The sequence below is a fragment of the Raineya sp. genome, assembly GCF_053497555.1.
The window spans coordinates 1-24,943 of record NZ_JBRCWE010000066.1; the positions used below are offsets into that span (position 1 = coordinate 1).

The window sequence follows — 24,943 nt, forward strand, 5'->3', positions numbered from 1 at the left end:
AAGCGAGGATTTTCATATCTTGAATGTAAAAGAAGAGGATTTTCCTGAAAAATATCGTCCGATTATACGAAGATTGCAAGCGGCGGCACAAGAAAAAACATTACGCAACAAAATGATTGCCGAAGATGATTATCTGACTGAAATGAACGAATACGAAGAGGAAATCAACGAGTTAGAGAAAAAAGTAGCAAGCATTGAGGAGGAAAAGCAGAAATTACAACTTGAAAAAGAAGCTCAAAAGCTTCTTGCAGAGCAAGAACGTCAAAAGGCTGAACAAGAACGTCAGAAAGCCGAGCAGGAACGTCAAAAGGCTGAAAAACTGGAACAAGAAAAAGTGCAAACCATTCGCCTAATGATAGAAATGGGTATCCCTTTGAAAACTATTCAAGAAAAACTCAATATCAACGAGGAATTTTTACGAAAAAATAATCTGATAAACTAAACTCAATACACACAAACTATGGAAGTTGTTGCTGATTTATTAAAAATTACGCTCCCCGCAAGCCTTGTTCTTTTAGGAATGTATCTAACGGCTCGCAATTTTTTAGAAAAAGAATTTGAACGCCGTTTGGCTGAAATCAAGCTCAAAAATACTGAAACTATCACAACTATCCGCTTGCAGGCTTATGAACGTATGTGCCTTTTTTTAGAAAGAATTAGCCCCGAAAATATGCTTACTCGCCTGCAAGTTTCACAATTCACTTCCGAGGAACTCCAACAAATTCTTTTACACGAAATACGCAACGAATTTGCTCACAATTTCTCACAACAGATGTATATGAGCAATGAAGCTTGGAATATGGTACAGACTGCCAGAGAAGAGATTGTTTCGCTCATCAACAATTCTGCCGCACAAGTAGCCCCCGAAAGCAATGCTTTGGAACTGGCTAAAAAAATTTTAGAAAACGCCAATAACTACGACATTCGCCCTACAATTGCGGCTATTGGCTTTCTAAAAAATGAACTGAAACAATTTTTTAGTTGATTGGGAAGGCAAAATTTATCTACTACCAAACAATGCACTTCCAATTCGCACCATTGTAGAGCCTTCGGCAATGGCAATCGGATAGTCGCCGCTCATACCCATTGATAGCTCTTGGAAGTCAAGATTAAAATCTTGGTACTTTTGCTTGCAATACCGAAAAAACTCCGCCAAGCCTCTGAACTCTCTGCGTACTTGCTCGGTATTCTCTGTAAAAGTTGCCATTCCCATTAAACCTTTTATGCAAATATTTTTTAGTGCTTTTAGAGCTGTATTTTGCAAAAGACTTTCAGCTTCTTCGTAACTTAAACCAAATTTGGTTTCCTCTTGGGCAATATGAATTTGTAGGAGGCAGTTGATTGTTCTGTTGTGTTTTTGGGCGTGCTTATTGATTTCCTGCAATAATTTCAGGCTATCCACAGAGTGTATCAGATAAACAAAAGGAGCAATGTACTTAACTTTGTTGCTTTGTAAATGCCCTATCAAATGCCAACGGACATCTTGGGGCAAGTGCGGTTGCTTTTCGCACATTTCTTGCACTTTATTCTCGCCAAAATCTCTTACTCCTGCATTGTAAGCCTCTTGCAAATCACTAATAGGCTTTGTTTTGCTAACTGCTATCAAATGCACGTTTCCGAGTTCTTGCAATATTTTTTGATAATTTTCAAGCTCAAACATTGTACTTTTCAAATTTTATTTTGCACTTTTCAAATTTTTGCAATTTTTCTTGGAAAATTCAAAGCAAATCTACATATTTGAGGGCAAAACAAACAAAATATTTTTACGCTTATGGCAATTCTTGGTACTCTCCTCAAAAAAGGCATCAAACTACGCAAAAGCATAGAGCAGGAAAACAAATCTCCTTTCATTTTGCAGAAAAAAGAACTGCTCAAGTTGCTTACCAATGCCGAAAGCACTGCTTTTGGCAAAACTTACAACTTCAATAAAATCATTGATGCTATTCAGAAAAACGCCAAAAACGATAGAAAGTTTTACGAACTATTCAAAGAGCAAGTTCCTACTTTCAATTACAACAAAATCTATAACGAATGGTGGCACAAAGCCCGCGATGGAGAAAAAGATGTTTGTTGGCGAGGACAAATCAAGTATTTTGCTTTAAGTTCGGGAACTTCCGAAGCCTCCAGCAAATATATTCCTATCACCAAAGAAATGATAAAAGCTATTCGCAAAACAAGTATTCGCCAGATACTTTCACTTGCTCACTATCCCGAACTTCCACCCAAATTGTATGAAGGAGGTATTTTGATGCTTGGCGGTAGTACCCACCTCAATTACAACGGCACTTATTTTTCGGGCGATTTGAGTGGTATTACTGCTTCTAAAATTCCTTTTTGGTTTCAGCACTTTTACAAACCGGGCAGAAAAATTGCTAAAAAAAGCAATTGGGGAGAAAAATTAGACGAGATTGTTCTCAAAGCCCCCAAATGGGATATTACCATAGTAGCGGGGGTTCCTGCTTGGATACAAATTCTTTTTGAAAAAATCATTGCTCATTATGGCGTAAAAACCATTCACGATATTTGGCCTAACCTCACCATTTACGTACACGGAGGCGTAGCTTTTGAGCCTTACAAAAATAGTTTCAACAAACTGCTCGCCAAGCCTCTGGTGTATATGGAAACTTATCTTGCTTCCGAAGGGTTTATCGCTTATCAGGCTCGCCCACAAGGTGAGTTGCAATTAGTGCTCAACAATGGTATCTTTTTAGAGTTTGTACCCTTCAACGATAAAAATTTTGATGATAATGGCGAAATGATTGAAAAACCTGAAACCTTGCTCATTGATGAAATTGAGGAGGGAAAGGAATACGCAATCCTACTTTCTACTTGTGCTGGGGCTTGGCGTTATCTTATTGGCGATACTGTGAAACTTGTAGATAAAAAACTCTCTGAAATTGTAATTACAGGCAGAACCAAGCATTTTTTAAGCCTTTGTGGCGAGCATCTTTCTGTGGATAATATGAACAAAGCTATTGAAAGTGTTGCTGATGAAATGGGTTTCACGGTGAAAGAATTTACCGTAGCAGGCGTCAAGTACGATACTCTTTTTGCTCATCGTTGGTATATTGGCATTGATGAGCCTATCAACAGCGAGGAGCTTAAAATACGCTTGGATAATAAACTCTGTGAGTTAAACGACGACTACAAAGTAGAACGCAGTGCCGCCCTCAAAGAAATATTCGTACATACCCTACCCACACACCTATTCTATGATTGGATGCGTTCCAAAGGCAAAGAAGGCGGTCAAACTAAATTTCCACGCGTAATGAAAGGAAAAATTTTAGAAGATTGGGAAAATTTCATCAAACAAAAAGGCTTTGTAAATGTTTGAAAATAAAGAAGTAAAAAGTTGAGGATAGGGAGTTCAAAAGAATTATTCTAAATGTTTGAAGTTCAGAGGTTTAATGATACAAAAAACTTTCAAACTTCAAACGCTCTACCCTCAAACTTCTCAATTAAACTATCTGTGTGCTTATTATGGAACATAAAGTTTGTGTAATTGGTGCAGGCTCCAGTGGTATTGTAGCCTGCAAAGTATTACAAGAAAATAATATCCCCTTCGATTGCTACGAAAAAGGTTCGGGTATTGGAGGAAATTGGCGTTATATGAACGATAACGGAATGTCCTCCTCGTATCGTTCTTTGCATATCAATACTTCTAAAAAAGTAATGGCATACTCCGATTTTCCTATGCCCGAAAATTATCCCGATTACCCAAGCCATTACCAAATTATGGAGTATTTTGAAAGCTATGTCAATCATTTTGGGTTTAGGGATAAAATTCGTTTCAAAACGGGGGTGGAACGAGTAGAAAAGCTACCCAACGGCTTGTATGAAGTAACTTTGGATAATGGCGAAAAGAAAACCTATACAGCCGTAATGGTTGCCAGCGGGCATCATTGGAAACCTCGCTATCCTAATTTTGAGGGAGAGTTTAATGGATTAGTTCTCCATTCTCACGATTACAAAACACCCGATATTTTTTTAGGGAATAAAAATGTGGTAGTAGTAGGTTTTGGCAATTCGGCAGTAGATATTGCTTGCGAGGCGGCTCGTACCAGCACAGGCAAAGTGATGATTTCTACCCGAAGTGGTGCATACGTTTTGCCCAAATATATTCTTGGCAAACCTTTTGATACGCTCAACAAATACAGCGTAGAATGGCTACCAATGTGGTTCAAGAGAGGTTTGCTTTCATTTTGTTTGTGGGTAGCTCGTGGCAAACAAGAAAATTATGGCATTCCCAAGCCCAAACGCCCTCTACTTTCCGAACACCCAACTATTTCGCAAGATTTATTTTCGCTTGCAGGGCACGGCAAAGTCCATATCAAACCCAACATTCAAAAATTAGCAGGCGATAATATTATTTTTGAAGACGGCTCGCAAGAAAAAGCAGATGTACTTATCTATGCCACAGGCTATAAAATTGCTTTTCCTTTCTTTGATAAGAATTTCCTCAATGCCGAAGAAACCAACGAAGTTTCTTTATACAAGCACGTTATTCACCCCGAACATAACAATCTGTTTTTTATTGGTTTGGTACAACCTCTTGGAGCAATTATGCCCCTTGCTGAAGTACAATCGGAGTGGGTAGCACGTATTCTGAAAGGTAAAAGCAAACTGCCTTCCAAAGAGGCAATGCTTGCCGATATTGAAGGATACAAAGAAAAACTACGCAAACGCTATAAAGCCTCTCCCCGCCATACGATACAAGTTGATTTCTACCCTTACAAAAATATGATTAAGCGTTTGTAAGGATAAAAAGCAAAAGGCGACAACATAAATTTTGATGTTGTCGCCTTTTTAAGACTTATGTTTTTTAGAAATAAAAATCTGTTCGTTTGTTTTCTTTTTTATCTTTCTCCACTTTCTTGATAGCCCCTTTTCTATCTATTTGGTAAATCTCTTTTTGCTCATCGCTTGTTACGGTACTTATTTGCAAATCTTTGTTGATTGAAGCCTGCTTTCTGTAATCTCCCATAAATAAACTCGCAACTTCTAACTCATCAATAATATCTCCATTAGGAGCATACGTTGTGAGCAAAAAATTAGTAGGTAGGTAGCCAGAGTAATTTTCTTCAAATTCTCCTCTATAACCCAAATCAACCGCAGCGTATATGACCGCCGCAAAATCTTTGTTTTCTGCAATTTTAGCCACGTAATAACCTTTTATTTCGCGAGGAACACGACTAAATTCGCCCTCATGGATACGAGGAGCAAATCTAACATATCTTTCATCAATTTGTTTGGTTTCTTTCCACTCTGGCTGGTTGGTAATTTTCAAGAAATTCATTGTTTTTTCATCTACGACAAAAGGAAACCTTGCAGGGGCAAAGCCTTTCAAAAACTCCTTCAAACTTTCAGAGTAGTTATCTGCTTTATCAATATTATCAATGCGAACTTCCGAAGCGGCAACTTTTATCACATTAGGAGCACTTATTTCAGTGCTTTCCTGAACTCTCTTTTGGCTTGCAATAAGCACCAAACCTCCCATTGCTACCAAAAAGGCAACCAACAAACGAACGTTTTTCATAAAAAGCGATTTTAAGATACAAACAAATGTAAGCAATTTCTGTGCAAAAATCAAAAAATATAGAAAAAATAATTGTTTAAGTCTAATTTGTAGCATAGAAACAGGAAACAAGAAGCAGGATTTAGGACATTGGATATTTGGATAGAGTAAAACTTTCAAGTCAAATTTTGAACCTTTGAACGAAAATAATTACCAAAAAACCTGAAAATCAAAGACAAGAAACAGGACTTTTTCATTATGAAGTACCTCCTAATACCCTACTGCTGTATCGTCTTTACGCGAATCTGCTCCTCCCTCCCACTTGCCATTTTTCAATTTTCTTATACCATTCACTCGCCCTATGGTATTGCGAGTTTGAAAGCGATAGCCTAACTGCTCAAGTTCTTGGATAAGTTTTGCTTCAAAGCCATTTTTTTCTACATAAACTACATCAGGTTGCCACTGATGATGAAAACGAGGCATATCCATCGCCTCTTGCAGGGACATTTCAAACTCTACTACATTCAAAAAAACTTGTAATACCGAGGTAGGAATGGTAGTACCTCCGGGCGTGCCAAGAGCAAATAAAAATTTACCATTTTTTTCAACAATCGTAGGAGTCATTGAACTCAACATTCTTTTTTGGGGTGCAATGGCATTGGCTTTTCCTCCAATCGCCCCATACAAATTCGGAAAACCTGCTTTAATGCTAAAATCGTCCATTTCATTATTCAAAAAGAAGCCCGCCCCTTTTACCATAACTTTTGAGCCATAAGCCCCATTGAGCGTAGTAGTTACACAAACTACATTTCCCCATTTATCGGCAATAGTGTAGTGTGTAGTTTCCTCACTTTCAGGAATATTGCCTGCGGTAATGCTTTCAGATTTTCCTGCCTTTTCAAAACTAAAATCTTTCATTCGGTTTTGAAGGTAATTTTTATCCAAAAGTTTTTGCAAAGGAACTTTGTAAAAATCGGGGTCAGCAATGTGCATAGCTCTATCTGCATAAAAACGCCTTTCTGCTTCAATAATCACCTGCATAGTGCGTTTATCTCGCAAGCCCCAACGTGAAAGTGGATATCTATCTATCATTCCCAAAATTTGCAAAAGCCCTATGCCCCCAGAAGAAGGCGGTGGCATTGTGATAATTTTATGCCCTTTGTAATAGCCAATCAGTGGCTTTCGCCAAACTGCTTGATAGTTTTTCAAATCTTCGTGAGTAATGATACCTCTTCGGGACGGCTCTTGGGGACTTTGCATTTCTGCCACTATCAAGTCGGCGGTAAGTCCTTCGTAAAAACCCGCTCTGCCGTAATCTCTGATTCGTTCCAAAGTTTTGGCAAGTTCTGTTTGGCGAAGGGTATCGCCAGCTTTCCATACCTTGCCTTCGGGTTTTACAATATGTGTAGGCGTGTGTGTATTGATACGCAAAAAATCTTCTCGATAGGAATTTAGGTTTTCGGCTTCGTTTTGCGTCAGTACAAAACCTTTGTAAGCTAAATCAATAGCGGGCTGAATAAGGTCTTTGAAAGGTAAACTGCCATATTTCTGATGCACTTTTATCATTCCATCAACGGTACCAGGCACTCCTACGGCTAAATGCCCATCTTGGCTCAAACGCCCAATAACATTGCCTTTTTCATCTAAATACATTTTTTCGTGAGCTTTGAGCGGGGCTTTTTCACGATAATCCAGCACATCGTATTCTCCTTTGGCAGTACGAGCCACCATAAAACCACCGCCCCCGATATTTCCTGCTATTGGAAAGCAAACTGCCAAAGCAAATTCTGTGGCTACCATTGCATCAAAGGCATTGCCACCTTTTTTCAGTATCTCTACGCCTATTCGGGAAGCATCGGGATAGGCACTGGTTACTATACCATTTTCAGCAATTACTGCCTTTTTTTGGGCTAAAAGCAATTCATTTGACAAAAAAAGAAGGGCTAAAAGCAAAAATTTTCTCATTTTGATTTAATTTTGAGGCTCAAAAGGTTTTCGGAAAAAATTGCTTGAAAATATACGGATTTTTTGTAAGTTTGTAGAATACATTTCCGTAAAAAAGATAAAACAATGCGAAAAGATATAGAATTTCCCAGTGTAGAGGGCGTACAGATTGCTATTGCCCGCAAAAAAAATGATTACCAAGAATACGAATGGTTTGCGTATCTTATCAATACCAACGAGATTGACTTGAAAAATGTAATTATCACCTGTCGAGGGTATGGCGAAATAAATGGCGAAAAACGTAATACTTCCACCATTCGCTATTATTTTGAAGTAGTTCCTGCTATCAGTCATTGCATTATTGAGCCTATCTCTCCCGAAGTATTCGCCCTAAATAGTGAGTATTGGATTAGCTACTACATTGATAATCAGATTTTTGACAAACAATTTATTTTCGCACCTGAGCATATTACCGAAGCCAACTACAAATACATCAAACAAATTGATTTGGAAGGAATTTTGCAGTAGAAACTTTACTTTCTTGCAATAGCTACCCTATCTTTGCCCGCAAAGTCCTGCTGAATTATCACATTTTGCAAGCCGTATTGCTCAAATAATGCCTTCACTTCTGTTCCAAAACGCTCATTGATTTCCACATAGAGCCAACCCCTTTCTGAAAGATGATTTTGGGCTAATTTAGCGATTTTTTCATAAAAAAGCAGAGGATTTTCATCAGGCACAAAAAGAGCTTGCGACGGCTCGTAAGCTAATACGTTGGTCTGCATTTGTTTTTTTTCGCTTTCGCAGATATACGGCGGATTGCTCACTACCAAATCCCAAGAATCTGATGTTTGCCAAGTCAGAAAGTCAAGGTGTAGAAAGTTAATACCAACTTTGTTATTCAAAGAATTTTGAAAAGCCAAATTTATCGCCTCTTGTGAAATATCCAAAGCAGTAAGTTCTGCATCGGGAAAAGCCTTTGCCAAAGTTATAGCAATACAACCGCTTCCCGTTCCAATTTCTAAAATATGCCTAAAATTTTGATTTTTATGCTTTTGAATAAGTTTTTGTACCCATTCTTCGGTTTCAGGACGCGGCACTAACACCGCAGAATTGACTTTTAGCTTTGAGCCTAAAAAATCTATCTCCCCTACAACATACTGCCAAGGTTCTTGGGCAATAATTCTTTGTAAATTGTTTTCTAAAAGCTCTTGCTGTGCTTGGGTGAAAGTAAATGCTGTATTGAGTAAAATTTGTGTTTTGCTGAGTTGCGTAACTTTTTCTAAAAGTATAAAAGCCAAAAAATCCGCTTCGGAAGGGGAAAAATAAGCGTTCAATCTTTCTTTGACTTCAAACAAGATTTTTTTGACTGACATAATTTTGCCATTTTTCTAAAACTGCCTGAAAATCGGCAGGTAAAGGACTTTCAAAAAACATTTCTTTGCGTGTAGTAGGGTGCAGAAAACCCAAACTTTGTGCGTGCAAAGCCTGACGAGGCATCAGTTCAAAGCAATTTTCTACAAACTGCTTATATTTTTGTGTAAGCAAACCTTTCAAGATTTTATCGCCCCCATAAGCACTATCAGCAAAAAGCGGATGCCCAATGGATTTGAGATGCACACGTATTTGGTGCGTTCTGCCCGTTTCCAAATTACATTTGAGCAAACTCACATAACCAAACGATTGTACTACCTCGTAATGCGTAATAGCTCTTTTGGCAGTAGGTTCATCAGCTTCAAAAACGTCCATAATTTTTCTATCTCGCTTGCTTCTGCCAATGTAGCTATCTATCGTACCTTTGGTTTGCTTGGGCTCGCCCCAAACCAAAGCCAAATAAGTACGCTGAATGGTATGGTCAAAGAATTGTTTGGCAAGATGGCTCAAAGATTTTTCATTTTTAGCAACCACCAAAAGCCCCGAAGTATCTTTATCTATTCTATGCACCAAACCCGGACGAATCTCATTACCTTCGGTATGAGGCAAATGCTGAAAATGATACAAAAGAGCATTGACAAGCGTTCCGTTCCAGTTGCCAAAAGCAGGATGCACAACCATTCCTGCGGGCTTGTTGATAATCAGCAAGTCTTCATCTTCGTATTCAATTTGCAGTGGGATATTTTCGGGTAAAACTTCTTCGTTGCGGGGCGGTTTGGGCAAATGAACAACAATCGTATCTTGTGGCTTTACTTTGTAATTAGCTTTGGTAGTTTTGCCATTTACTTGTACCAATCCCGCTTCTATGGCATTTTGCACCCTACTGCGAGTAATACCTTCCAGCCTACCTACCAAAAATTTATCAATTCTGAGCAAACTCTGCCCCTTATCCGCTGTAATACGAAAATGCTCATAAAGTTCAGTGCTATCCTCTTCTTCCAAAAACTCTTCATTGGCTGAACCTTGCTCCAATCTTTTTTCTAACTTACTCATTTTTTTAGCTTATTTTGTCCTTTGTTTCCTATCTCTACTACAATACATTCATAGATTGCTCTTTAATTTTTTCCAGTTCCTCTTTCATCAAAACCACCCAACGCTGAATAGTGGCATCATTGGCTTTTGAGCCAATCGTATTGATTTCTCTGCCTATTTCTTGGGAAATGAAATTGATTTTTTTTCCATTAGAATTTTTATCGGAAAGCATTTCTCGCAAGTAATCAATATGTTTTTGCAAACGGACTTTTTCTTCGGTAATATCCAGCTTTTCGGCATAAAAAATCATTTCTTGCTCCAATCGGTTGCGGTCAAAATTTTCATCTCCCAAAATTTCTTGCAATCGGCTCTGCAACTTAGTTTTGATGTAATCTAAGCGATTTCGGTCTTGTTTTTCAATTTCCTGCAAATAGTTTTCAATGTTGCGAGCATATTCCAAAAGTTTGTCCCGAATAATTGCCCCCTCGTGCAATCTGAACTCTTTACAGCGTTCCAAAGCCTGTAAGAGTGTTTCTTTCAGCCCATTCCACTCCTCTTCTGCAAGGTTTTGCAAACTACTTTGCTGATTTTTTTCGGCAAGTTCAAGAGCCATTTGAAAAAGGTTTTGTGTAGAAGCCTCCAATTTTTCGGCAATGCTCAAAAGTTTCTCGTAGTACAAAGTAATGGTATTTTCATCAAGAGTAGTGCTTTGCAATTGTGGAGGTCTTTGGAAATTGATAGTCAGATTTACCTTACCACGCTCCAAATGCTCTTGCAGTAAAATTCTTATTTCCAGCTCTTTTTCGTTGAGTTCTTTGGGCATACGCAAAGAAGCATCTAAAAATTTGCTATTCAGCGTCTTGATTTCAACTTCCATTTGATAGCCATTTTTTTCGGTTTGGGCTTTCCCGTAGCCCGTCATTGATTGGAGCATAACTGATAAAGATTTTTATGAAAAACTTTTCAAGCTAAAACCTAAAATAAATAAACGGATTGTAGCTTCTACCCACAAGCATCGTAATAGAAAGAATAAGCAGAATAAATTGGAAAGAATGAACAATCACCCAAGTATAAAGTTGCGGTTGGTATTTCATTTTTAGAGCAAACCACCTTGCTACCCACGTGTATATGGGCGTGCATAAAAGCAATGCCAAAGCAAACCAAAAGGCATTTTCTTGTAGCTTAAATGTAAGTTCGTAGTTCCAAAAAGGGTTGGGCATAAAGCCAAATAAAATTTTGAGAAAATGTGTAAGTTTATGAAAATCTGTAAAATAAAACAAAGCCCAGCCCAAAATAGCCACAAAAATCAAGTACAAATGAGCAAATATCGCAGGAATTTTTTCTAAAATTTTTCCTAAAAAAAGCCTTTCCAAAGCAATAAGAACACCAAAATACAAGCCCCAAAGCACAAAGTTCCAACTGGCTCCGTGCCAAAGCCCCGTAAGCCCCCATACAATAAAGAGATTGCGATAAAAGAACCTTTTATTGCCCCCAAGTGGAATATAGACATAATCTCGGAAAAAGCTCCCCAAAGAAATATGCCATCTTCGCCAAAACTCAGTAGCAGATTTGGAAATATAAGGATATTTGAAGTTTTCGTAATAATGGAAGCCATACATTCGTCCCAAGCCAATTGCCATATCCGAATAGCCCGAAAAATCAAAATAAATTTGCAAAGAATACAAAATAATGCCAAACCAAGCCTCAGCTACCGAAATTTCCGAAAGATTGCCGTCTAAATAGTTTTTAGCTATTTCTGCGGCTATGTTGGCAATGACTACTTTTTTGAAAAGCCCGATACAAAACCTGTGTATGCCTGCCCCCATATCCACCCAATTAAATTTACGATTTTCTATTTCGTGAGCAATATGAGCATATCGTACAATGGGACCTGCTACCAGCTGATGATACATACTCACAAACATCAAAAATTTCAGAAAAGACTTTTGAGCCTTCACCTCGCCCCTATACACATCTATTGTGTAAGAGATAGTCTGAAAGGTATAAAACGAAATACCAATAGGCAAGTCTATTTTAGGAACAGGCAAATGCAAGCCCAAAAGGGCATTGATATTTTCTGATAAAAATCCGCTATACTTAAAGGCTATCAGTAAGCCCAAGTTGATAACCAATGAGGATATTACCCCCCAACGAGCCTTTTTTTGGGAATTTGCAAGGTATTTTTCTACCCACAAGCCGTTCAGGTAATCTACCAGAGCCGAAAAAAATAGTAAAATCACCCATACAGGCTCGCCCCAAGCATAAAAAATAAATGAAGAGAGTGTTAGAACAATATTCTGATAAGTTTTATTGTTCCAAGCATAATACAAAAGCAAACTTATCGGCAAGAAATAGCTTAAAAAAATCAAACTCGCAAAGACCATTCTACATCAGTATTTACAAATAGACGAAAGAGCCTCAAATTGGATTTGCAAAAGTAGGTTTATTTTGGTGTTTTACAAAAAACATTGAATTTTATTTGTTTCTTTGAAACGAAAAAGCTAAATTTGCAGGCTGAATTTTGAACCCTTAAAAAAATCATTTAAGTATGTACGCTATTGTAGAAATCGCTGGTCAGCAATTCAAAGTTCAGGAAAATCGCTACATCTATACGCATCGTTTAGAAGGCGAACCTGACGCTGCCGTGACCTTTGACAAAGTGTTGCTCGTAGAAAACGAAGGCAACGTAACCGTAGGAGCTCCCACGATAGCAGGAGCAACCGTGCAAGGAAAAATCCTTGAACACTTAAAAGGCGATAAAGTGATAGTTTTCAAGAAAAAACGCAGAAAAGGCTATCGCAGAAAAAATGGACACAGACAATATCTCACCAAAATAATGATTGAGAAAATCGCTGTGTAAAAATTTAACATTCGCTTAAAAAAAGTCTAATTTTTTTTTGAAAAATCCAAAACATTTACTAATATGGCACACAAAAAAGGAGTAGGTAGCTCGAAAAACGGAAGAGAATCCGAAAGCAAACGCTTGGGCGTTAAAATTTTCGGTGGCGAAAAGTGCATAGCAGGAAATATTATTGTAAGACAGCGTGGAACAAAGCATCACCCTGGCAAAAATGTAGGCATTGGCAAAGACCATACTTTATATGCACTCATTGATGGTGTGGTACTTTTTCAGAAGGGCAAAAACGACCGCTCTTTCGTACACGTAGTACCTGTGGGCGAAGCCTAAAATATTCAAAGAAAAGTTTTCATAGTTATAGTGGTTTAAAAGACTTCACCTCTGGTGGAGTTTTTTCCTTTTGTAAAGCAATAATCATACCAAATCTTTATGATAAAACCCAAATTCTTGCTTTTTCTCGTGGCTATCATAGCTTTGGCTCTGATTGTGTTTGTGGTTGTTTCAGACCAAAACGACACACAAGCCTATATTCAAAAAATTGAAACAGAAAGAGAGCAACGCAATCAGACTTTCAAAATCTCTGCCGAATCGCCTATTGCCAAAAGAGACAGCTTTCAGGGTTTGCAGTACTTCCCTCCCAATCCTGATTGGCGTATCAAGGCACGTGTAGAATACATTAAAAATGGCAAACCCATTGCTATTGCTATGACCAAAAGCGAGCCTCAACCTTATCTGCCTTATGCCTACGCCTATTTTAATTATCAGGGCAAGGAATACAAGCTAATGCTTTTACACAAAACAGGCGATAAGTTTCTATTTTTGCCCTTTTATGATGCCTCTAATGGCAAAGAAACCTACAAAGGCGGAAGATACATCAATAACGTGGCTTTCCCAAAAGGTGAGCAGATTGTTTTGGATTTCAACTACGCTACTAACCCCTATTGCGTGTATAACGATGATTACACCTGCCCTATTCCCCCCAAAGAAAATAAATTAGACTTTCCTATTTTGGCTGGCGAGAAAATGTATCAAAAGCCTTCTGATAAATCTCCATAAGTTTCTGATACGAAATTTCGGGGGTATAATTTTGCAGATAGGTATTGCGGGCATTTTCGTACCAAAGCGGACTTGCATTTTTTTCAAAAAAAGCTATCTTTTCTGCTAAATCCTGACTGCTACCTGTTTGGAAATGTATGCCGTTTTGCTGATGAGTTACCAGTTCATTCAAATTATCAATATCCGAAATAATTACAGGCGTAGCCGTAGAAAAGGCTTCAATAAGCGTAAGAGGCAGATTTTCGTAGCAAATGGAAGGTAAAATCAGAGCTTTTGACTTTTTCATTTTAGCAAGGACAAATTCTTGATTTTGCTTTCCGTGAAAAATAATATTAGAATTATTTTGAGCTTGCTCTCTCACGAGGTTTTCCATTTCGCCGCCTCCAATGATTTCTAATCTAAAATTATGATGGCGAGTGGCTTCTAAAAGTGTTTGAACACCCTTTTCTGCCGAAAGTCTGCCTACAAATAAAAAATAGTTTTCTCTACTCTCCATACTTGCTCCTCCTCTATCTTCTACAAAATTAGGCTTGACACTGATTTGATTTTCTTGCAAATGCAATGCAGAAGCTAAAAACTTACGTCTGGCAAATTCGGTAATCGTGATATATTGCGAAACAAGATTTTTCCAAGTACCCAAAATTTTATGAATAGTGCTTAAAAATGTAATTTGGGCGGTTATGAGGCGATTTTCGTAGCAGGCATAGCGAATACCCGCCATTGGAAAAGTTTTTTTTATACAAAGCTCACAAGGCTGATTTTGACGTAATAGCAAAGCATTGGCACAAAGCAAACGAAAATTGTGCAAGGTTTGCACCAATGGTATATTTTTGCGTTTAGCGATATAATACACCGCAGGCGAAGCCTCTTTCCAAAAATTATGTACGTGTAAAATTTGAGGTTGAAATTCATCTATTTTTTGGGCAAGTAGCTTAGCCGAATGGCTATTGTAGATACTTGAAAAGCTCGTTCTGATTTTTTCAGCAAACCCTTGTAGCTTCTGATTTTGAAAAGTGAGGCTTTCTACTTCGTGTCCTTTTTGCAAAAGCAAGTTTCTTTCGGCTTCAAATACGCCGTCTTCTCCGCCCCTTTGGGTGTAATAATTGTGTAAAAGCAAAATTTTCATAAAGCACAAAAGCAAGCTCAAATATAACAAAAATGGCTAACGTAATTTCCGTTAGCCATTGATGATGCAGAGAAAATTGCATTATTTTTTCTTGGCGGCGGCTTTTGCCTCTTTGGCGGCTTCTTGTTCTGCCTGACGCAAAGCACGTGTAACTTCCACCGATACAATAGGATTGGTAGGGCTATTTAAGATTTTGTAAGGTTTTTCGCCCAAATCTTGCACTTTGAACGATTTGCCCACTTCCAAAGGAGTAATATCTACTTCTACAAACTCAGGCATATCTTTGGGAAGAGCCTTAATAGTGAGTTTGCGTAACTTTTGCACCAACCTACCCCCTTTTTGCACCCCAACAGAATTTCCTACAAGTTTTACAGGAATTTGCATAGTAATAGGGCGGTCATCACGCAACAAAAGAAAATCGGCGTGTAAAAGCATTTCATTGGTAGGGTGAAATTGAGCCTCTTGCAAAATAGCATCATACTCATCACCTTCAATATTGAGCTTTACGAAGGCGGCATCGGGCTTATAGATAAGCTCTCTGAACAAACTCATAGGTGCGTAAAAATGAATTTGTTCTTTGCCTCCATACAATACGCAAGGAGCATTTCCTTCGGCTCTGAGTGCCTTTGATGCGGTTTTTCCGAGATTTGCTCTTTTATACCCTATAATCTCGACTACTTTCATAAAATTTTTGGTTTAAGTGAAAATTGGGTTGCAAAGTACGCAAAAAAGAATTACAAAAGCAAATAAATTCTAAAAAATAGTTACAATTATTCAGGTATAGTTTGCCGTAAGGAAACAGGAAGCAGAATTTTAGACAAATGAAATATAAAGTCCTTAAATTCTTGAACTATCAAACATTGAAGTTTCTGAACGTAAATAAATACCAAATTTTCTTAGTAATGCCCTCTGCATTGTATAACCACAATTCTTTCGCTTTCAACTTTGTATACCAATCTATGCAGAATGGTGATTCGTCTGCTCCAATATCCCTGCAAGTCATATTTCAAGGGTTCAGGTTTGCCTATACCTTGAAAAGGAGTTGATTTTATATTTTCCAACAAACTTTGTATTTTTTCATAAATGGCAGGCTCAAACTCTTTGAAATACATCAAATCTTCATAAGCACTTTCAGAAAACTCAACGGTCATAAGCGAATAACTTTGCCTTCTTGCACTTCTTGCAAACTTTTTGCAAGTTTTTGAGCATTTGGTTCTTGTAAAAGATAGGTGTTTTGGTCTATGAAAAGCGGTTCTAAACGCTTACGGATATTTTCAAAAGGTTTAATAAATTTTTCAGCCAAAAGCCCTATTCGGGTTATCAAAACACTCAATTCATATAGCAATTTTAGTTCATTTTCTTCATCTTCTGTTAAATTCAGAACATCAAGGTCATCAAAAGTTGCTTGCTCCATTGCAAGCAAAGCTTCTTGTGCTTCTTCGCTCTCTAAAAAACGAAGCAGTGAATAGAATGAATAAATCTGACCGATATGTTTGCTAAAATTTAACATAATTGTTCCTACATACTGCAAAAATACGCATTTTTTCTCAATTCTAATCTATTTTTCATTCAAAAAGTTCACACTTTGAAGTTCAAGACTGCTTACTTCTTTTTTGCTCTGACATCAATTGTCTAAAATCCTGTTTCCGTATTGCAAATTAGACCTAAACAATTAGGAGAAATCTACATTTTTGCATTAGGTCTGCCAAAAATATAAATCCACACTTCTTTGAGGCTTTTTGCTTTACGAACATCTTTGGCAATAGCCACAAGTTCGTGTGTAATGATACTAAAAAGATTATCTCTTTTGGGGGGATTTTTGGTTAAGCCGTAAATAGGCTTTTCTTTTTCTTCTTCAAAAGTACCAAATAGCCTGTCCCAGATAATAAAAATTGCCCCATAGTTTTTGTCAATGTATTGAGCATTAGAGGCGTGATGTACCCTATGATGAGCAGGTGTATTGAAAATAAATTCAAACCAACGAGGCATTTTGTGTATAATTTCGGTATGGATATACATTTGGTAATAGAAACTGATTTCATCAACCAGTACAATCATAATGGGGTCAAAGCCGAGCAAGGCAAGCGGCGACCAAAACACAAAACGATAAAAAAAGTGTAAAAAATTTCCCCGAATAGCTGTGGAAGTATTCAAAATCTCGGAAGAATGATGAGCTACGTGCATAGCCCAAAAAAAACGACTTTCGTGGGAAATTCTATGATACCAATAGAAAATCAAATCGTTCAGTAAAAACAAAATCAAAATGCTCCACCAAGTATTCGGTATATCCGTTACTTTCCAAAAGGATTGCACCCAATAAAAAAACACAAGGGTTGTCCCCTTGATAAACACTTTCACAAAAGAGGTCAGCCCGCCCAAAGCTAAATTTACTACTGTATCTTTGGTTTCAAAGAGTTTCAGATTTTTTCGTAAACTGATAATAAGTTCAACAACAAGCAAAGAAACAAAAGCTACCGTAGCAATAGCCTGAGCCGTAGATTGTGGCGAGGCAAAAATTTTGTGAAGTAAATCTTGAAGGTTCATAGCGAGCGATTTTTTTGCAAAAGTAAAATTTTTGCACCAAAAAGAAAACAATAGGATAGGCTGATTTTTTTTAACCCATAAACTGACCAAGATTATTTACCTTTCTGCAAAGGTTTCTTTTTTTTGCAAAACTACAAAACTCATAAGCGTATGACTTGGCACACCCAAACTATTTCCGAAGTTTTAGAAACCCTGCAAACATCTCCCGAAGGATTAAGCAGTACAGAAGCTCAAAAACGATTAGAGCAATTCGGTAAAAATGCCTTGCCCCAAGGCAAGCAAATTACGCTTTGGCAGGTTATTTTGCATCAGTTCAAAAGTCCTTTGATATACGTTTTATTGGTAGCAGGTGGGCTTTCCGTAGCTATTCAAGAGTACGAAGATGCTATTTTCATTTTTGCGATTATCCTTCTCAACGGAGCTATTGGCACTTACCAAGAGTGGAAAGCCGAAAGCAGTGCTGCCGCCCTAAAAAACCTAATGAAAACCCAAGCCAGCATATTAAGAGATGGAAAGAAACAACTCCTTGATGCCGAGTTGCTTGTAAGAGGTGATATTGTATTTTTGGAATCGGGTGTAAAAGTTCCTGCGGATTTAAGATTATTGCAAGTGCATAATTTGAGCATTGAAGAAGCCCTACTCACAGGCGAATCGCTACCTATCTTGAAAAAAAACGAGCCTATCCCCCAAGAAAATATCAACATAGGCGATAGGCTCAATATGGCGTATGCAGGTACAACCGTAATGAGTGGCAGAGGTGTAGGTGTGGTAGTTGGTACAGGACTTGGCACAGAAATTGGCAAAATTGCAGATTCTATCAGTGAAGTAGGCACGCAGAAAGTGCCTTTGGTAGAGCGTATGGAGCGTTTTGCCAAAAAAATCAGTATTGCTGTGCTGGTAGCGGCGGTACTTGTTGTAATTATCGGTTGGAAAACTGCCTCCTCGCCTTATGAAATTTTCTTTACAGCCGTAGCTATGGCAGTTTCAGCCATTCCCGAAGGATTGCCCGTAGCAATGACAGTAGCTCTTTCCATTGCTACCTCTCGTATGGCAAAAAGGAATGTTATTGTAAGAAAACTTGCGGCAGTGGAAGGTTTGGGGAGTTGTACTTACATTGCATCGGATAAAACAGGCACGCTTACCGTGGATCAGCAGACGGCTCGTGAAATCATTTTGCCCAACGGACAAAAAGCCCATATCACAGGCGAAGGCTACAACGGCGAGGGACGCATTCAGGCAAATACAGAAAACTTGCCTCTTATTACAGAAATCATTGAGGCTGTTACGCTATGCAACGAAGCCGTTTTACGCAAAACCGCTACCGAATGGCAACATCAGGGCGATGCCATTGATGTTGCACTGCTGGCTTTGAGCTACAAAGCGGGCTTTTCCCCCGAAGAAATCCGCAGTGCCGTAGAGGTGGTTGGTGAAATTCCCTTTGAATCTGCTAACAAATTTTCAGCTACCTTCTTTCGTAAAAATGGAGAGCTATATGTGGTAGCCAAGGGAGCAGTGGAAGTGCTAGCAGAAAAAGTGCCTTTCGAGCAAAAAGAATATTTTTTAGAACAAGCCGAAAAGTTAGCAGAAAATGGCTATCGTGTAATTGCTGTTGCAAGAGCCAAGGTAGAAAGTGTAAGCAAGCAATTACCCGAAAATATGCAACTATTGGGCTTAATTGCCCTCATTGACCCTATCAAGCCTGAGGCTAAAACAGCCATAGACCTCTGCCACCAAGCGGGCATCAAAGTAGCAATGATAACAGGCGACCACCCCGCTACGGCACTGGCTATTGCCAAAGAATTGCACATTGCAAGCCACAAAAATCAGGTGGTTACAGGAAAAGAACTTCTGGCAATGCCTGAAAATCAGATTGCGGATTTACTTCAAACCAAAAGCGTTTTTGCTCGTGTTTCACCTGAACAAAAATTGCAAATCGTAAAGGCATTGCAGGAAAAAGGTAATTTTGTAGCTGTTACAGGCGATGGCGTTAATGATGCCCCTGCTCTCAAAGCCGCTCATATTGGCGTAGCAATGGGCTATGGAACAGATGTTGCCAAAGAAGCCGCTTCCATTATTGTTACCGACAACAACTTCGCTTCCATAGCGGCAGGCGTAGAAGAAGGCAGATACGCTTACGATAACTTACGAAAAATCATTTATTTGCTTATTTCTACGGGTTTTGCAGAAGTGCTAATGATTATTGCTTCGCTCATAGTAGGTTTGCCCATTCCGCTACTTGCTGTGCAATTGCTATGGCTCAATTTAGTTACCAATGGTATTCAAGATGTAGCTCTGGCGTTTGAAAAAGGCGAAAAGGAAGTAATGTCTTTACCCCCTCGTAAGCCCCAAGAAAGTATTTTCAACCGAAAAATGCTTGAACAACTTGGTATTTCAGGATTACTAATCGCAACGCTTACTTTTACATTGTGGTTTTTGATGATAAAAGTGTGGCACTATCCCGAAACAGAAGCCCGAAATTATGTCCTTTTGCTAATGGTACTTTTACAAAATTTTCACGCATTCAATTGCCGCTCAGAGCGAAAATCTATTTTCAAGATTCCTTTGAGCAACAATTGGCTTTTGGTAGTGGGTGTTTTGGTTGCTCAGAGTGTGCATATCTTGGCGATGCAAATCCCCTTTATGGCAAATATGCTCAAAATTCAACCTGTAAGCCTAAACGATTGGCTCAAACTGCTTGCTTTGGCTTCGCTGATTGTATTAGTAATTGAAATTTACAAAAAAGTTAGCCGCTTGAAAGGTAAAAGTTAGATACTTGCAAACAATGAAATTGAAGGTGTTTTTTAGACTGAGAGCGATGATGTCGCTATGAGCAACATCATCGCTTGCTACGTCTATATCAGTTTTTTGAATAATTTTTAGCCGGCAAGAGTTGTAATTTATTTTACTATCAATTCACACTACAACCTTTTTTTAACTTGTAAGTACGGGAGTTTCGTGATAGCTTTTACAATGCACTCCTAAAAAAAGTTTGGCATATAAACGTATCAAAGCAATCCCTTCTATCACAAAAAATGATGAAATCAAAAAAGCTAGTAAATATTGATTTCGGTGAACGTGCCCTATGATAAGTTTTTCTCCAATAAATGTAGGGGTAAGGGGTAAACCCATCAACCCCAAAGCCATAATGAAAAAGAACTGACCCAATCGCGGATACTCGTGTGAATGTCCATAATTTTTGGCTAAAGAGAAATTTTGAGGCTCTTGTTTTTTTAACCATTCCAGAGCTATCCAACCTGCTAAGCCAGTAATAAACACACCACTCAAATACAAAAAAACTTCATTCAAGCTAAACTTCTCATTCAAGCTCACTGCCAAAGCAATCCATAAATGCCCTAAGAATACCAAAAGCCAAGATAATCTTGGATATATCTTTTCACTAAAAGCCTTCATTACCATAAGCAAGGCAATAACTGCAAATAAAATAGGTAATAGATTCCTTATCCACTCAGGAAAGAAACGCTCAAATATGTATATGCCCCAACCTACCACATAAAAAGGAATAAAATAATAAAAAATATTGTAGTAAGTCAGAAAATGGAGTTTTGCCCCTACTTGTCTAAAAGGTACAAATAAGTAAGAAATTAATTTATCCAAACGAAACTCTTGAAGAGAAAGCACGTATAAAGAATATTTCATTTTTTTACTCCATTTTCCTTTAAGAACACGATGAGGTTTGAAATGATACAACTGCTCACGCATCAAATAAGCTACTACCGAAGGGGAAACCAAAAGTTGATAAGTTCGCAAGAAAGCATTTCCAACAAAATGAAGAAGAGCTATATTTTCAAAACCCAAAGCAATTTCAATAAAAATCAATCCGATTTGTGCCGTAGAAGCATAAGCAATCTGGGTTTTTATAGTAGGCTGAACACTGGCTGTAAAGTAGCTAATTAAGGCTGTAATTGCCCCTATCAAAATAAGAATTACCTGTAAAAAAGTAGCTTCTTGCCAAAAAGGCATTGTACGCATAAGAAGAAATACTCCTAAATGAAGTGAAAGCGAACCATAAAAAATAGCACTTGAAGGTGTAGGTCCTTCCATAGCACGGGCTACCCAAGAAACGAAAGGAAATTGAGCTGATTTTACACTCGCTACTATTCCAAAGCAAATACCAATGAATAACGTTACACCATAATTACTAAGTAAATGCTCTTGCAATTTGTCATTGTTAGCAAGTATTGCAAAATCAATATTTTTGAAGCCTAAATGATGACTTGCCCACATTGCAAGTAAGAAAAAAACATCTCCTATTCTATAAATAGAAAACACCTTAACTGCATTCTTGACAGGTAAATATCTATCACGATAAAAAGCTATCAGCAAAAAAGAAGCTATCCCTAACATCTCCCAGCCTACATAAAGTGTTTCTAAGTTGCCCGATAACACTGTAAAATTATAAGCAAAAACAAAAAATGAAATTGTTGAAAAAAATCTACGAAAACCTCTTTCCAAGTGCATATAATAACCACTATACCGAACAATCAGGAAAGAAATTATTGCACCTACAAACAAGTAAACTGCTGTAATCTTGTCAAAGTAAAAATCAATTAAAAATACATATATGTCGCTTTCATAAAGAACGAATTCTTTAATGTTGTAAGTGGTAAATCCTTGAAAAATCCAGAAAATAATGAAAACTAATACCAAAATCAAATTGAGTGTGACTGTATAGAGAGTAGTACGAGAAATGTTATATTCATCAGACTCTTTCCATAAAAAAGTAATACCAAAAGCTGTGAGCGGTATCAAGCAAAATACCAGTAAAAAATATTCGTAATTCATAGCATCTTTTTATTTTATCAAAGAAACAGGTATAGTTTCTCTTTGATTTTCAAAAAGTTTATCCAAGTTATCTATTGTAGGCAAAAAAGATGTCAGAGGTACATACTCCTGCCAAGCATTTTTACAAAAGCGATACAGCCTTTTATTTTCAGGCTGAAGCACTACAAGGTGTATCCATTCGTTTGCAAACCACTCAAAGGTTTTTTCATCTTGACGAATCACTCTATCTACAACATCAGGAAAGTGTTCTACTACTACAAGCAAACGTAGCGGTTCGTGAATATTAAGCATCTGTTCAGGTAAACCCGTACGTAAATCGCCTTCTATACCATTACCAACACCAATTAGTCCAATAACGTTATGCGGCAATTTAGAACCCGCCCCCAATCGATACCTATCTACTTTAGAAAAATAATATTCCAAATTGATACCTCCACAAACAGGTGCTACTGCTTTCAAAATAACAAGCAAATGCTTACCATCAAGGTCTTGGGAATAATCATAAGAGTTGAGGAACGAACGTCTATCAAGAAAAAGATGCTTATTATCTTCTCTCTTACCTACAATACACAAAGCATTGGTTGCGTGATTCCATTCAGGACGAGGTTCAAAGAGTGAAAGCGAACGTAACTTAACTTTTTGATGTACTTTTTCAGCTTTTTCATTGATATGAATATTTAGAAATCTTCTTGCCCTTTCTTTTGCGTTGTAAGCAAGAGCCACCTGAAAGTTTTTCTTATTTTCTTCGTGTAAAATTTTGTTTTTTCCTTTAAGAATATGCTCATCATAAAACCATATTTCGTCGCGAGTAGTATCGTGTAAAGCCCCTAAAAACTGGGTTGTTTCAGGAATAATTATACCCCTCTTTTTAAGAATAGCTCTTACTTCGGGCTTATTTGCCGCAAGAGCGGCTACACGGGCATTTACCGAACCAACTTTACCACTACAAGCTCCGCAATCGTACCCTGCGTAATGTGTGTTATTAACACTGCTAGACCCGTGCCCAATAATATACACTAAATTGCAAAAATCTTTCGTCAGACCCATACCCATAAAGAGACTTTCTAAGCGTTCTGCTAACTCATCTAAGTTGAACCCCACTTGCAGATGATGTATCCTTTTAGAGCGTTCAGGATTAAATTGCAATGAAAGCTTGCTATTAGGGTCTAAGTGTCTAAAAGAGGAAACCATTGCAGGCGTTTGAGATGGCTTTAGAATGTTCCAAGCCATTTGCAAAGCCGACCAAAAACCAAGTGTTTGGGAAATAATCCAACCTCCAAATAAATTTTTAGTATTACGATGAAAGTGAATATCCTTATCGTGATGACGCTTGCGGGTTTCTGTTTCTTTGATTAGGTATTTAGGCTCTACAGGAGCAGGACAAGATTTAGTATAAAAACGACTATGCTCAGGCTGAAAGTAAAACTCAAAATTAAAAAATCCTGCTGTGCCGAAAGTTTGAGCATTGCAAAATTTTTCAACATATCTACGAATAGAACAACACCTGTCATCAATACAAAAAATACCTTGAAAACTATATTTATCTTTTTTTTCTTCTTTTTGGGGGGCGATTTGCAAACCTTTAAGCACTTGATCGTAGAAAGACCACTCGTAGGCTTCTTGCCATAGCTCAAGTACTTCAAACATTTCATCAAATTCTACTCTAAATGGCAGTAAAGGGGAAACTTCACTAAGTTTTTCAGAACATTTATGAGCCATAGACTGCCATTTGCCTTCACCAAACTTTTTATCCAGAGCATCTATTTCCAAAAGTAGTTCTATAAAGATAAAATCGTGCAAAGAGATTTTTCTTTTATCAAAAAGACTTTCTGGGTGTTTTTCCAATAAAGCTATCATTCCAGACCAACCAGGGTGAGCAAATTGTTGCTCAAAGAGATATTGCTCATAGTATTTTTCATCACCAACTAAAATATCAAGAAGTTTTTTGATAGTAAAGTGTGAATTCAAAAGAATATTTCTAACTCTTGAGCTATAAAAAGTTTTGAAAATAGCCTCTTTTTCTATCTCTTTGATTGCATCTAAAAATGTTTTTTCAACAATTGGAAATTTTTGAAAGGCAACCCCCTGATCAGTATAGGCACTCACCAAACGCAAAAGAAAGCTATGCACTTCATCTTGCATATCTATATGATAACATTCATACCATAAACTATACATCTTTCCTATTTTACCTTTCCAGTTTTCACGAATAGGCTCTTTGAGCAACTTTTCCTGCCATTCTTTCCAGTATTGGCTACCTTTCTTCTCTACAATGATTGTTCGTAAAATATCAGGGCTGATTTTTCCCTTTTCGTATAAATCTCGATATTCATTCAGAGAAAGATATACCTTATAGCCAAAGTTTTGTGATGCCAGACGCAAAGCATAATGAAAAGGCTTATCTTGAAACGATGAAAGAGAGTTTTGATGAATAAAATCTTTTAACGGATTTTGATGTGGCAAGTAATGTCTTATATGCTCTAATACAGATTTTTCCTCAAAAAGAGAACTTTCTTTTTTTTCCTCCATAGTATTTCAACTTTTGGCTTATGTATCGTAAAGGGCTACAAATCTACCCAAAAAGTTTTTATAGATGAATGAATTATACTTCTTTTTATTGTGCTTTCATAAAAAAGTTTAGTGGTTTCTATGGAAAGCACCAAACTGCACAACCTAAATTACTATGTTAATT

General features: G+C 37.6%; 23 protein-coding genes. 9 read left to right on the top strand and 14 right to left on the bottom strand.

All coding sequences use genetic code 11. The annotated features are described in order from the left end of the window. On the top strand, window positions 1-442 hold a 442-nt coding region (locus ACWITO_RS08615), incomplete at its 5' end, for a DUF874 family protein (RefSeq protein WP_448529591.1). Between the two features lie 18 nt (window positions 443-460). Then, window positions 461-985: a DUF7935 family protein gene (locus tag ACWITO_RS08620; RefSeq protein ID WP_448529592.1), complete on the top strand. Its 525-nt coding sequence runs from the start codon at window positions 461-463 to the stop codon at window positions 983-985. 15 nt (window positions 986-1,000) lie between these two features. Here ACWITO_RS08620 and ACWITO_RS08625 read toward each other — a convergent pair whose 3' ends face one another. Further along, entirely contained in the window at window positions 1,001-1,660 is a 660-nt protein-coding gene (locus tag ACWITO_RS08625; RefSeq protein WP_448529593.1) for a YggS family pyridoxal phosphate-dependent enzyme, read from the bottom strand. Window positions 1,661-1,771: 111 nt separating this feature from the next. Here ACWITO_RS08625 and ACWITO_RS08630 point away from each other — a divergent pair, with 111 nt between their 5' ends. Further along, window positions 1,772-3,334: a GH3 family domain-containing protein gene (locus ACWITO_RS08630; protein WP_448529594.1), complete on the top strand. Its 1,563-nt coding sequence runs from the start codon at window positions 1,772-1,774 to the stop codon at window positions 3,332-3,334. 146 nt (window positions 3,335-3,480) lie between these two features. Further along, on the top strand, window positions 3,481-4,758 hold the full coding sequence (locus ACWITO_RS08635; RefSeq protein ID WP_448529595.1) for an NAD(P)-binding domain-containing protein: 1,278 nt from the start codon (window positions 3,481-3,483) through the stop codon (window positions 4,756-4,758). Window positions 4,759-4,822: 64 nt separating this feature from the next. Here the strand turns inward: ACWITO_RS08635 and ACWITO_RS08640 are convergent, their stop codons facing one another. Then, complete coding sequence (locus ACWITO_RS08640) at window positions 4,823-5,536, bottom strand: hypothetical protein (RefSeq protein WP_448529596.1); 714 nt, start codon at window positions 5,534-5,536, stop codon at window positions 4,823-4,825. A gap of 249 nt (window positions 5,537-5,785) precedes the next feature. Further along, the gene (gene ggt / locus ACWITO_RS08645; protein ID WP_448529597.1) at window positions 5,786-7,480 is read right to left on the bottom strand and encodes a gamma-glutamyltransferase; all 1,695 of its coding nucleotides are present in this window, start codon (window positions 7,478-7,480) and stop codon (window positions 5,786-5,788) included. 105 nt (window positions 7,481-7,585) lie between these two features. Between ggt and ACWITO_RS08650 the strand changes: the two genes are divergently transcribed. Beyond that, window positions 7,586-7,987, top strand: a complete 402-nt coding sequence (locus ACWITO_RS08650) for a hypothetical protein (protein ID WP_448529598.1) — start codon at window positions 7,586-7,588, stop codon at window positions 7,985-7,987. A gap of 5 nt (window positions 7,988-7,992) precedes the next feature. Here ACWITO_RS08650 and prmC read toward each other — a convergent pair whose 3' ends face one another. The 4 genes from prmC to ACWITO_RS08670 are packed head-to-tail and all read right to left on the bottom strand — an operon-like array spanning window position 7,993 to window position 12,249. Continuing rightward, window positions 7,993-8,835, bottom strand: a complete 843-nt coding sequence (gene prmC / locus ACWITO_RS08655; RefSeq protein WP_448529599.1) for a peptide chain release factor N(5)-glutamine methyltransferase — start codon at window positions 8,833-8,835, stop codon at window positions 7,993-7,995. After that, a complete protein-coding gene (locus ACWITO_RS08660; protein ID WP_448529600.1) occupies window positions 8,810-9,886 on the bottom strand; it encodes an RluA family pseudouridine synthase in 1,077 nt (358 codons plus the stop codon). The genes prmC and ACWITO_RS08660 overlap by 26 nt, the downstream gene beginning before the upstream one ends. A gap of 37 nt (window positions 9,887-9,923) precedes the next feature. Next, window positions 9,924-10,799 carry a YicC family protein gene (locus tag ACWITO_RS08665; protein ID WP_448529601.1) on the bottom strand — a complete coding sequence of 292 codons (876 nt, stop codon included), beginning with the start codon at window positions 10,797-10,799 and terminating at the stop codon, window positions 9,924-9,926. A gap of 34 nt (window positions 10,800-10,833) precedes the next feature. Continuing rightward, the gene (locus tag ACWITO_RS08670; RefSeq protein WP_448529602.1) at window positions 10,834-12,249 is read right to left on the bottom strand and encodes an MBOAT family O-acyltransferase; all 1,416 of its coding nucleotides are present in this window, start codon (window positions 12,247-12,249) and stop codon (window positions 10,834-10,836) included. A gap of 164 nt (window positions 12,250-12,413) precedes the next feature. On the opposite strand from ACWITO_RS08670, the gene rplU reads away from it, so the two are divergent. From rplU to ACWITO_RS08685, 3 genes are all read left to right on the top strand, one after another. Beyond that, a complete protein-coding gene (rplU, locus tag ACWITO_RS08675; RefSeq protein WP_448529603.1) occupies window positions 12,414-12,725 on the top strand; it encodes a 50S ribosomal protein L21 in 312 nt (103 codons plus the stop codon). 63 nt (window positions 12,726-12,788) lie between these two features. After that, window positions 12,789-13,052 carry a 50S ribosomal protein L27 gene (gene rpmA, locus ACWITO_RS08680; protein WP_448529604.1) on the top strand — a complete coding sequence of 88 codons (264 nt, stop codon included), beginning with the start codon at window positions 12,789-12,791 and terminating at the stop codon, window positions 13,050-13,052. A 99-nt stretch (window positions 13,053-13,151) separates the two neighbouring features. Beyond that, window positions 13,152-13,778, top strand: a complete 627-nt coding sequence (locus ACWITO_RS08685; protein WP_448529605.1) for a DUF1684 domain-containing protein — start codon at window positions 13,152-13,154, stop codon at window positions 13,776-13,778. Here the strand turns inward: ACWITO_RS08685 and ACWITO_RS08690 are convergent. From ACWITO_RS08690 to ACWITO_RS08710, 5 genes are all read right to left on the bottom strand, one after another. Continuing rightward, window positions 13,726-14,904: a glycosyltransferase family 4 protein gene (locus tag ACWITO_RS08690; RefSeq protein WP_448529606.1), complete on the bottom strand. Its 1,179-nt coding sequence runs from the start codon at window positions 14,902-14,904 to the stop codon at window positions 13,726-13,728. The genes ACWITO_RS08685 and ACWITO_RS08690 overlap by 53 nt on opposite strands. An 81-nt stretch (window positions 14,905-14,985) precedes the next feature. Further along, window positions 14,986-15,588 (bottom strand): 50S ribosomal protein L25/general stress protein Ctc, encoded by a 603-nt coding sequence (locus tag ACWITO_RS08695; RefSeq protein ID WP_448529607.1) that lies wholly within the window; start codon window positions 15,586-15,588, stop codon window positions 14,986-14,988. 212 nt (window positions 15,589-15,800) lie between these two features. After that, window positions 15,801-16,055, bottom strand: coding sequence for a Txe/YoeB family addiction module toxin (locus ACWITO_RS08700; RefSeq protein ID WP_448529608.1), 255 nt, complete (start codon window positions 16,053-16,055; stop codon window positions 15,801-15,803). Further along, entirely contained in the window at window positions 16,052-16,435 is a 384-nt protein-coding gene (locus tag ACWITO_RS08705) for a hypothetical protein (RefSeq protein WP_448529609.1), read from the bottom strand. The genes ACWITO_RS08700 and ACWITO_RS08705 overlap by 4 nt, the downstream gene beginning before the upstream one ends. 152 nt (window positions 16,436-16,587) lie before the next feature. Beyond that, on the bottom strand, window positions 16,588-17,448 hold the full coding sequence (locus ACWITO_RS08710; protein WP_448529610.1) for a sterol desaturase family protein: 861 nt from the start codon (window positions 17,446-17,448) through the stop codon (window positions 16,588-16,590). A 150-nt stretch (window positions 17,449-17,598) separates the two neighbouring features. Here ACWITO_RS08710 and ACWITO_RS08715 point away from each other — a divergent pair, with 150 nt between their 5' ends. Next, window positions 17,599-20,217, top strand: coding sequence for a cation-translocating P-type ATPase (locus tag ACWITO_RS08715; protein ID WP_448529611.1), 2,619 nt, complete (start codon window positions 17,599-17,601; stop codon window positions 20,215-20,217). 162 nt (window positions 20,218-20,379) lie between these two features. Here the strand turns inward: ACWITO_RS08715 and ACWITO_RS08720 are convergent, their stop codons facing one another. Beyond that, window positions 20,380-22,251, bottom strand: coding sequence for a proton-conducting transporter transmembrane domain-containing protein (locus ACWITO_RS08720; RefSeq protein WP_448529612.1), 1,872 nt, complete (start codon window positions 22,249-22,251; stop codon window positions 20,380-20,382). A 9-nt stretch (window positions 22,252-22,260) separates the two neighbouring features. Then, window positions 22,261-24,780 carry a YbcC family protein gene (locus ACWITO_RS08725; RefSeq protein ID WP_448529613.1) on the bottom strand — a complete coding sequence of 840 codons (2,520 nt, stop codon included), beginning with the start codon at window positions 24,778-24,780 and terminating at the stop codon, window positions 22,261-22,263. Window positions 24,781-24,943 lie beyond the last annotated feature (163 nt).